This window comes from Serratia sp. 506_PEND, from assembly GCF_001076875.1.
Lineage (GTDB): Bacteria > Pseudomonadota > Gammaproteobacteria > Enterobacterales > Enterobacteriaceae > Serratia > Serratia marcescens.
Map to the genome: position 1 here is coordinate 1 of NZ_JVEL01000435.1, position 9,961 is coordinate 9,961.

The window sequence follows — 9,961 nt, forward strand, 5'->3', positions numbered from 1 at the left end:
ATGGAATTTCACCAAGTTCCTGCTCACCGCCGACGGCCAGCGCGTGACGCGCTTTGCGCCGATCACCAAGCCCGAACGCCTGTTTGACCGCATCGAAACCCTGCTGAAATAACGCCCCTTTTTTACGGGCCGAGTGTGCTCGGCCCGCCGCCGGATGTCCGTTCGACAAAAAGGTTCCATCGGTAAGAAAATTTTCCTTGATGTAACCTTTCCTTCACATGATAATGATTCTCAGTTTGATATTAATTACCATTTAATAATCTGTTTTATAAGCACAATGATGATGGATACTGCCAACACGCCAACCCCCGCCGCCGCGGCCCCGACCGAGCAGAGCGCAAACGCGCCGCCCAGCTACGACAGCGCACAGCTGCTCGGCGCCGACGGCATCGCGTTCATTACCCATCAGGGCCAGCGCTATCAGCTGCGGCAGACCAAAGCCGGGAAATTGATCCTGACCAAATAACCACAGAACCCTCAAACGCCAGCCACCCCGATCGTTGGATCCAGGCAGCCAGCAAATCTATTGATATGTTTTATTACATACGGAGAGTTGCACCATGCCTCTGACATTTTCCACCCGGCTGCGTTTTTCCGCGTTGAGTCTGGCGATTGCCTGCGCTCTGCCTACGGTGGCCTTGGCACAAAACACCAGCACAACAACTTCTTCCAACGCGGCAGCGGCCAAAAACGCCGACGAGACCATGACCGTGGTCGCCACCGGCAACCAACGCAGCAGCTTTGAAGCGCCGATGATGGTCACGGTCATCGAAGGCAACTCGCCGGAAAGTCAAACTGCAGGCACCGCCGCCGATATGCTGCGCCGCGTGCCGGGCATTACCGTCACGGGTTCCGGGCGTAGCAATGGGCAGGATCTCATGATGCGCGGTTACGACCGACGTGGCGTGCTGACGTTAGTTGACGGCATCCGCCAGGGGACCGATACCGGCCATATTAACGGCACTTTTTTGGATCCTGCGTTAGTGAAACGCATTGAAATCGTGCGCGGCCCCTCCGCGTTGCTGTACGGCAGCGGCGCGTTGGGTGGCGTAGTGTCTTATGAGACCGTCGATGCCGCCGATCTGCTGCTGCCGGGCCAGGATAGCGGGTTCCGCGTCTACGGCACCGCCGGCAGCGGCGACCACAGCCTGGGCATGGGCGCCAGCGCCTACGGCAAGACCGATAACTTCGACGGCCTGCTGTCGTTCGGCACCCGCGACGTCGGCGATCTTCGTCAGGGCAACGGCTTCGATGCGCCTAACGACGAAACCATCAGCAACGTGCTGGCTAAAGGCACCTGGAAGATCGACGATAGCCAGTCGCTAAGCGGCAACCTGCGCTACTACAACAACAGCGCCCAGGAGCCGAAAAACCCGCAAACCCCAGCCAGCTCCAGTGGAAACTTAATGACCGATCGTTCGACGATTCAACGCGACGCGGCATTGAGTTACAAACTGAAGCCGATCGGCCAGGATTGGCTGGATGCGGAAGCGAAAGTGTATTATTCAGACGTGAAAATTAACGCTCACGCCAATGGCAGCGAGGATGAAGCGCGTAAACAAACCACGAAAGGCGCCAAACTCGAAAACCGCACGCGCCTGTTTGCGGATACTTTCGCTTCACATCTGCTGACCTACGGTACCGAGGCCTACAAACAGGAGCAAACGCCGGGCGGCGCTACCGAAAGTTTCCCGCACGCAAAAATCAATTTCGCTTCAGGCTGGCTGCAGGACGAAATCACGCTGCGCGATCTGCCCGTCACCCTGCTCGCCGGCACCCGCTATGACAATTACAAGGGCTCAAGCGACGGCTATGCCGATGTGGATGCGGACAAATGGTCCTCTCGCGGCGCAGTCAGCATTACGCCTACCGACTGGCTGATGCTGTTCGGCTCCTATTCTCAGGCGTTCCGCGCGCCGACGATGGGTGAGATGTACAACGACTCCAAGCACTTCTCAATTCCAATGGGACCAACCACCATCACCAACTATTGGGTGCCTAACCCGAATTTGAAGCCGGAAACCAACGAGACCCAAGAGTACGGGTTTGGTCTGCGTTTCGATGACTTGATGCTGGCCGATGATAGCCTGCAGTTCAAAGCCAGCTATTTCGATACCAAAGCCAAGGACTACATCACCACCGATGTCACGATGGAACTGGGACGCGGTCCGCGCGGCCCTTACTGCATCAGTTGCACCACCTTCTCGACCAATGTCGATCGCGCCAAAATCTGGGGATGGGACGCTACGCTCAGCTATAAAACCCCCTGGTTCGGCTGGGATTTGGCTTACAACCGCACCCGTGGCAAAAATGAAGCGACCGGTGACTGGCTAAGCAGCATCAATCCGGACACCGTCACCAGCTCGCTGGACGTGCCGCTGGGCGAAACCGGTCTTTCTGCCGGCTGGGTCGCCACCTTCGCCGAACGCGCGACGCGCGTGGAGACAGGCACGGCCGAACAAGCCGGTTATGGCGTCAACGACTTCTATCTGAGCTACAAGGGCCGCGACCGTCTGCAGGGCATGACCACCACCGTGGTGTTGGGCAACGCCTTCGACAAAGAATATTACTCGCCGCAGGGCATCCCGCAGGATGGCCGCAACGCCAAACTGCTGGTCAGCTACCAGTGGTAATCATTTGACTATCTGGCGGACAACCCGATTGTCCGCCGTTCGCATTACAGCGCAGGAGAATCCGGCATGAGCAACACCCTATACGAACGCTACCAACAGGCTAAAATCGATCACCCCGGCAAATACGCCCGCGATCTGGCGGCGATCCTTGGCGTCAGCGAAGCGGAGCTGACGCACGCCCGCGTCGGCCACGACGCCCGCCGCCTGCAGGCCGACGCGCGCACCCTGCTGACCGAGCTTGAGCAAGTGGGCGTCACCAAATCCATCACTCGCAACAGCTATGCGGTGCATGAGCAGATGGGCCGCTACCGCAACCAGCACCTCAACGGCCACGCCGGGCTGATCCTCAACCCGCGCGAGCTGGATCTGCGTCTGTTCCTCAACCACTGGACCAGCGTTTTCGCCATGAGCGAAACCAACAAACGCGGCGTGCGCCACAGCATCCAGTTCTTCGACCAACAGGGCGATGCGCTGCACAAGGTCTACACCACCGAGGAAACCGATCTGCCGGCCTGGATGGCGCTGGTGGAACGCCATCTGAGCGAAGAAAACCCGGCGATGACGCTGCAGCCCGTCGAGGCGAACACCGTTGATGAAACAACGCAAGATCATGCCAAAATCGACGCTGAATGGCGCGCGATGACCGACGTTCACCAGTTTTTCCAGCTGCTGAGCCGCAATAAACTCACGCGCCAGCAGGCCTTCCGCGCCGTCGGCGACGATCTGGCCTATCAGGTGGACAACAGCGCGCTGTCGCAGTTGCTGGAAGCGGCGCAGCAGCAGCAAAACGAGATCATGATCTTCGTCGGCAACCGCGGCTGCGTGCAGATCTTCACCGGCCAGATCGAACGTTTGATGCCGCAGGAAGGCTGGATCAACGTGTTCAACCGCCGCTTCACGCTGCACCTGATCGAAGACGCCATCGCCGAAAGCTGGATCACCCGCAAACCGACCAAGGACGGCATCGTCACCAGCCTGGAGCTGTTCGCCGCCGACGGCACGCAGATCGCGCAGCTGTATGGCCAACGCACCGAAGGCCAGCCGGAGCAAACCCAGTGGCGCGAGCAGGTTGCCGCGCTCGCCGCCAAGGATATCGCCGCATGAAATCTTCCTTGATCCGCCGCCTGGCGCTGATGATGACGCTGGCGCTGCCGCTCACCGCGGCGGCGGCGCAGCGCATCGTCTCGATCGGCGGCGACGTGACGGAAATCGCCTTCGCGCTCGGCGCCGGCGACGACGTGATCGCCCGTGACAGCACCAGTTTGCATCCGGAGGCGGTGAAAAAGCTGCCGGACGTCGGCTACATGCGCCAGCTGAATGCCGAAGGCATTTTGGCGCTCAAACCGACGCTGGTGCTGACGACCGAGCTGGCGCAACCGGCGCTGGTGCTCAAACAGCTGGCGGACAGCGGCGTCAAAGTGGTCAGCGTGCCGGGTGACACCACCCTGCAGGCGGTGCCGCACAAAATCGCCGTGATCGCCGCCGCGTTGCAACGCGTTGAGCAAGGCAAACAGCTGAGCGAGCGCTATCAACAGCAGCTGGCGGCGGTCGACACCTCTCCGCTGCCGGTCAAGGTGCTGTTTGTGATGAGCCACGGCGGCATTACGCCGATGGCCGCCGGGCAACACACCGCCGCCGACGCGGTGATCGCCGCCGCCGGACTGAAAAACGCCATGCAGGGCTTTGACCGCTACCGTCCGCTGTCGCAGGAAGGCGTCATCGCCAGCGCGCCGGATCTGTTGCTGGTCACCACCGACGGCGTACGCACCCTCGGCGGCGAACAGCAGCTGTGGACGCTGCCGGGCCTGGCGTTGACGCCGGCAGGCAAGCAGCGCCGCGTACTGATCGTCGATGACATGGCGCTGCTGGGCTTCGGTCTGGAAACGCCGGCGGCGCTGGCCAAGCTGCGCCACGCGGCGGAGCAAAAGTAATGCGCTGTCGCACCTCGCCTCAGTTGGCCATCATCGGTCTGCTGGTGCTGCTGACGCTGCTGGCGCTGGTCGCCGCCAACCTGGGCGCGCTGACGCTGTCGTTTCGCACCCTGTGGCGCGAACCTTTCAGCGACGCCGCCTGGCACATCTGGTTGAACATCCGCCTGCCGCGCGTGCTGCTGGCGGTGGTGATCGGCTGCGCGCTGGCGGTATCCGGCGCCGTGATGCAGGGGCTGTTCCGCAACCCGCTGGCGGATCCTAGCCTGCTGGGCATCAGCAGCGGCGGCGCGCTGTTTGTCGCGCTGTTCATCGTGATGCCGCTGGCGTTGCCGGTGACGATCGCGCTGTACGGCCATATGCTGGCGGCGTTCCTCGGCAGCCTGCTGGTATCGTTGTTGATCTACGGCATCAGCCGCAGCGGGCACGGCAATCTGTCGCGGCTGCTGCTGGCGGGCATCGCCATCAACGCCCTGTGCATGGCGGCCATCGGCGTGCTCTCCTACGTCAGCAGCGATCAACAGCTGCGCCAGTTCTCGCTGTGGATGATGGGCAGCCTCAGCCAGTCGCAGTGGCCGACGCTGGCGGTTTCGGCCTCGCTGATCCTGCCTACGGCGCTGCTGACGCTGCTGCAGGCGCGCCGGCTGAACCTGTTGCAGTTGGGGGATGAAGAGGCCCACTATCTCGGGGTGAACGTCCAGCGCGCCAAGCTGCAGCTGCTGTTGCTGAGCGCCCTGCTGATCGGTGCGGCGGTGGCNTTCGTCGGTCTGGTGGTGCCCCATCTGGTGCGCATGCGTCTCGGCGGCGATCACCGCTGGCTGCTGCCCTGCTCCGCGCTGGGCGGCGCCTGCCTGTTGCTGGTCAGCGATACGCTGGCGCGCACGCTGGTGGCGCCGGCCGAAATGCCGGTGGGGTTGATGACCAGCCTGATCGGCGGTCCTTACTTCTTGTGGCTGGTGATGCGCCAGCGGGAGCGAACCGGTGGATAACGCCGCCTGCCTGACGGCCCGAGAGCTGCGCTACAGCCTCGGTACGCGCCGCCTGATCAACGACGTTTCACTCAGCCTCGCCAGCGGTGAGATGGTGGCGATTATCGGCCCTAACGGCGCCGGAAAATCGACGCTGTTGCGCTTGCTGACCGGCTATCTGACGCCGGACTGCGGCGAATGCCGGCTGCTCGACCGCCCGCTGGAACACTGGGCGCCGCAGCAGTTGGCCAAAGTCCGGGCCGTGATGCGCCAGTACAGCGATCTGGCGTTTCCCTTCAGCGTGGAAGAAGTGGTCAGCATGGGGCGAGCGCCGCACGGCAAACGCGACGAGCATCAGGCGCTCCAACAGGTGATGGAACAAACCGACTGCCTGGCGCTGGCGCAGCGCGACTACCGTCAGCTTTCCGGCGGCGAACAACAACGGGTGCAGCTGGCGCGGGTGTTGGCGCAGCTGTGGCAGCCGCAACCGTCCCCCGCCTGGCTGTTCCTCGACGAGCCGACCTCGGCGCTGGACCTGTATCACCAGCAGCACACCCTGCGCCTGCTGCGCTCGCTGACGCGCCAACAGCCGCTGGGCGTCTGCTGCGTGCTGCACGATCTCAATCTGGCCGCGCTGTACGCCGATCGGATCCTGCTGTTGCATCAGGGCCGCCTGGTGGCGAGCGGCACGCCGCAGGAAGTGCTGCAGGCCGACATTCTCACCCGCTGGTATCAGGCCGATCTCGGCGTGGTGCATCATCCCGAAGCGTCGCTGCCGCAGGTCTATCTACGTCAATAACATCAAGGGCGCCATGAGGCGCCCTTTTTCATCTCAGCTGGAACAGGAAATCTCCAGATGTTTGCCCCAGTCCGGCGGCAGCGCGGCGAGATCGTCATACTCCGGCGCCTCGTCGAACGGCCTCAGCAGAGCCTGATGCAACCGCTGCAAACGGCCCACGTCGTCTTTCTCTGCGTCCTCAATCGCCTGCTGCGCCAGATAGTTGCGCAGGATCAGGCGCGGGTTCACCGCCTTCATCGCCCGTTGCCGTTCCGCATCGCTGACCTGTTCCTGTTGCAAACGCTGACGATACTGCTGATACCAGGCGTCGAACGCCGCACGGTCGATAAACTCGTCGCGCAGCGGCGACTGCGCCTGCTGCTGTTCGGTCTCACTCAACAAGCGGAACGTGCGGGTATAGTCCCGCCCTTCCTGCGCCATCAGGCTCAACAAACCGGTGAGCACGTCATTATCCTGCGCCGTCGGCGTGAAGAAGCCGAGTTTGGCGCGCATCTGTTCACCGTAGGCGCGCATCAGCGCCGGCTCATACGCCGCCAGCGCCTGCTGCAGCTGCTCGGTGGTCATCAACCCAGACAGGGTTTGCGCCAGGCGATGCAGGTTCCACAGCGCCACCGCCGGCTGATTGTCGAAGGCGTAACGCCCCTGGTGATCGGAGTGGTTGCAGATATAGCCGGGCTGGTAGTCGTCCAGGAAGCCATAAGGGCCGTAATCGATGGTGATGCCGAGAATCGACATATTGTCGGTGTTCATCACGCCGTGGGCGAAACCGACGGTTTGCCAATGGGCGATCAAACGCGCCGTGCGTTCGACCACGTCGGTAAACCACAGCAGGTAACGCTCAGCCTGATCCTGCAGCTGTGGCCAGTGATGGGCGATGACGAAATCCGCCAGTTGCCGCACTTGCTCCGGCTGTTTACGGTAATAAAAGTGTTCGAAGTGGCCGAAGCGCACATGGCTTTCCGCCACCCGCATCAGCATGGCGCCGCGTTCCGGCTGCTCGCGATATACCGGTTGTTGGCTGGTGACGATGGTCAACGCTCGGGTGGTGGGGATCCCCAGATGGTGCAGCGCCTCAGAGGCCAGAAACTCGCGGATCACCGAACGCAGCACCGCGCGGCCATCACCCATGCGCGAATACGGCGTCAGCCCGGCGCCCTTCAGGTGCCAGTCGCGGTGGCTGCCGTCCGCCAGGCGCTGTTCGCCCAACAAAATGCCGCGGCCATCCCCCAGTTGCCCGGCCCACACGCCGAACTGGTGGCCACTGTACACCTGCGCCAGCGGCTGCATGCCCGGCAGCAGCGTTTCTCCCGCCCAAATCGGGGTTTTATCCTGAGTAAACCAGCTTTCATCCAGCCCCAGTTCACTCGCCAGCGGCTCGCTATGGTACAGCAGGCGCGCATCCTTAAGCGGCGTTGGATTCAGAGCGGTGTAGAAACCAGGTAACTGTTGGTAGTAAGCGTTATCGAACTGCGGCATAGGCCCTCCGTTTCAGCGTAGTGTAGAGCGTGAACGGGCGGATTAACACCGAAGGAATGCAGGGAGAACGCATCCGCCTGCCGTCAGGACGGATGCAGGGAGTTTGGCGCTTCCGCCTGGCGGGGGGAACGCGGTTTAACGCTGGCGGACAAACGCGGTTATCAGCCCAAAACGAGGTGAATAACGACGGCGGGATCACGGTAACCTCACTCCGCGCATTATTGACCTCATAGGGTGTAGTTTTTTATATCACTTCTTAATTATTGAACTCGCTGGGCATCGTCAGCAAAGCCTGCAGATTATCCACACCAACGCTGGGCCATAAAAAACCTTGCAGGCCTAAAACACCGGCGTATCTGAGTTTATTAAAATACTCTTTTTTCTCTATTCCTCCGACGATCACGCCTTTACATAACAGGTTGATATTCTTTAACAACGAGTCAATGACCACGTCATACCCCTGATGGGTAAACAGCTGCCAGTAAAAACGTTTGTCTATCTTTACGTAGTCAAACAAACCGTCGTACAACGCAGTCAACGTGGCCTTACCGGAACCGAAATCATCAAGCCACAGCGTAAACATTTCGCTTAATCGCCGCACGCTCGGGTTGTTCTTGCCGGCCGAAAGATTCGGAAAACTCTCACTGATTTCAAATGCAATAAAAGGATATTGCCCGATCCTTTGGCACAACGCCGAATCGGAAAGAATAAGCTCAACGATGGTTTCTTCGATATTGATGGTCAACTGCACGTTGTTACCGGTAAACCAAGCCGCATGCTGCTCCGCAAGTTTCAGTTGCTCATTAAATAACTCAATCCTTTGTTCAGGCGCCAATAAATTAATCCCAATTTCGGCCGGCATGGCTAAATCACCATCTAGACTGTTGAAACGGCTCAACATTTCCACCGCCAACAGCCCGCCCTCCATTGAGTAAACAGGTTGAAAAACATAGCTACTAATAAAGTCAGCTTCGAGTTGGATGTTCATTTTAATGCCACAGGATGAATGGCTAGCGTATCATCGTATATCAATATATTTTATCGATCAATCCCTCTGGGATTAATCGGAAATATCAATGTAAATACCCATGAAATATCATTTAATTGATAGATTAAAGCTATACGACAATCGTGAAAGGCGCAAAGAAAAGCAGCCCGACTTATGCCATGGCGGGCGCCAAACGCGTTATGCGAAATGGTATTTGACTTAAGTTGAATGGATTTATGGCTAAATTTGACTTATCTCCTTTGTTTTATTTAAGAAAAATCCTAAATAAAGTAAAATAATCTTTCCTCCTTAACGCCAATTTTTCCTGCCGTTAACGACGACTGATTAAATTTAATAACGCATCAATTCCGCCCGTTATTCGCGGCATTGAAAACGTAAAAAAATGCCCACCTTGATTTTCAGAAAATCTGCGCTACCGCCATGCAAAACGTCGATTTCAGCGATAAAAAAAGGGATGAGCACGCTCATCCCTCCATCACCTGGCCTGCGCGCGCTAGCGGATCGTTTCGCTCAGCCATTGCCGCAGCTCGGCTAATTCGGCCGCCTGCTGAGGATAGTCCGCCATCAGTCGGTCACAGCAAGCGGCAACGGGCTCGCTTCGATACGCGCAACCCACCAGCATTTCCGCCAACCGCTGCAGCGGGGCGGGATTCAGGCTGTCGGTGAATACCTGCGCGCGAACGATCGCCCCCTTCTCCACATCGAAGAACAGGTCTACGCCGCCCCAGACAAAGCGCTCGTTGAGCAAGTGGCTGAACGCCGGCGCCTTGCCAAAATTCCATTCCCAGCTGCTCTGTTTGGCGAACTGCGCGGCAAAATCGGGCAGTTCGGGGAATACATCCGGCGAAATGATCTCCGGCTCGGCCGTCTCGCCATAGTGGGCGAAGAAGGCCTGAACGATCGCCTCACACACCAGCTCATGGCTGATGCCCGGCAAAAACTCCGCCAGATTGGCGACGCGCGAACGCACCGAGGTGATGCCCTTGGCCTGCAGTTTTTTGGGATCCGGATTGAGGTAGTCCGCCAGCCGTTCCAGATCGGCATTCAGCAGCAGCGTGCCATGGTGGAAACCGCGATCCTGCGTTTCTCGATAGGCCGAGCCGGATATTTTTCGCGGCCCGTCGGCGGTTTCCATCACCAGATCGTTG

General features: G+C 59.5%; 9 protein-coding genes and 1 pseudogene. 7 read left to right on the forward strand and 3 right to left on the reverse strand.

The features are described 5' to 3' along the window. The 7 genes and pseudogenes from ADK28_RS33435 to ADK28_RS16520 all read left to right on the forward strand — a co-directional run. Positions 1-112: pseudogene (locus ADK28_RS33435) on the forward strand (glutathione peroxidase); the annotation flags it as partial. Positions 113-283: 171 nt separating this feature from the next. Next, the gene (hemP, locus tag ADK28_RS16495) at positions 284-466 is read left to right on the forward strand and encodes a hemin uptake protein HemP (RefSeq protein ID WP_048796123.1); all 183 of its coding nucleotides are present in this window, start codon (positions 284-286) and stop codon (positions 464-466) included. A 94-nt stretch (positions 467-560) separates the two neighbouring features. Next, positions 561-2,633, forward strand: a complete 2,073-nt coding sequence (locus tag ADK28_RS16500) for a TonB-dependent hemoglobin/transferrin/lactoferrin family receptor (protein ID WP_048796124.1) — start codon at positions 561-563, stop codon at positions 2,631-2,633. A gap of 66 nt (positions 2,634-2,699) precedes the next feature. Beyond that, positions 2,700-3,737 (forward strand): hemin-degrading factor, encoded by a 1,038-nt coding sequence (locus ADK28_RS16505; protein WP_048796125.1) that lies wholly within the window; start codon positions 2,700-2,702, stop codon positions 3,735-3,737. Further along, positions 3,734-4,564 (forward strand): heme/hemin ABC transporter substrate-binding protein, encoded by an 831-nt coding sequence (locus ADK28_RS16510; RefSeq protein ID WP_048796126.1) that lies wholly within the window; start codon positions 3,734-3,736, stop codon positions 4,562-4,564. The genes ADK28_RS16505 and ADK28_RS16510 overlap by 4 nt, the downstream gene beginning before the upstream one ends. Continuing rightward, on the forward strand, positions 4,564-5,550 hold the full coding sequence (locus tag ADK28_RS16515; RefSeq protein WP_048796127.1) for a FecCD family ABC transporter permease: 987 nt from the start codon (positions 4,564-4,566) through the stop codon (positions 5,548-5,550). The genes ADK28_RS16510 and ADK28_RS16515 overlap by 1 nt, the downstream gene beginning before the upstream one ends. Then, positions 5,543-6,328 carry a heme ABC transporter ATP-binding protein gene (locus tag ADK28_RS16520; RefSeq protein ID WP_016927949.1) on the forward strand — a complete coding sequence of 262 codons (786 nt, stop codon included), beginning with the start codon at positions 5,543-5,545 and terminating at the stop codon, positions 6,326-6,328. Before ADK28_RS16515 ends, ADK28_RS16520 begins: the two co-directional genes overlap by 8 nt. Positions 6,329-6,361: 33 nt before the next feature. On the opposite strand, the gene ADK28_RS16525 is transcribed toward ADK28_RS16520, so the two are convergent. The 3 genes from ADK28_RS16525 to ADK28_RS16535 all read right to left on the reverse strand — a co-directional run. Continuing rightward, positions 6,362-7,804, reverse strand: coding sequence for a protein adenylyltransferase SelO (locus tag ADK28_RS16525; RefSeq protein WP_048796128.1), 1,443 nt, complete (start codon positions 7,802-7,804; stop codon positions 6,362-6,364). 256 nt (positions 7,805-8,060) lie between these two features. After that, positions 8,061-8,792: an EAL domain-containing protein gene (locus ADK28_RS16530; protein ID WP_048323176.1), complete on the reverse strand. Its 732-nt coding sequence runs from the start codon at positions 8,790-8,792 to the stop codon at positions 8,061-8,063. A 514-nt stretch (positions 8,793-9,306) separates the two neighbouring features. Beyond that, the coding region (locus ADK28_RS16535) for a lipoate--protein ligase (RefSeq protein ID WP_048796129.1) at positions 9,307-9,961 on the reverse strand (655 nt) is incomplete at its 5' end.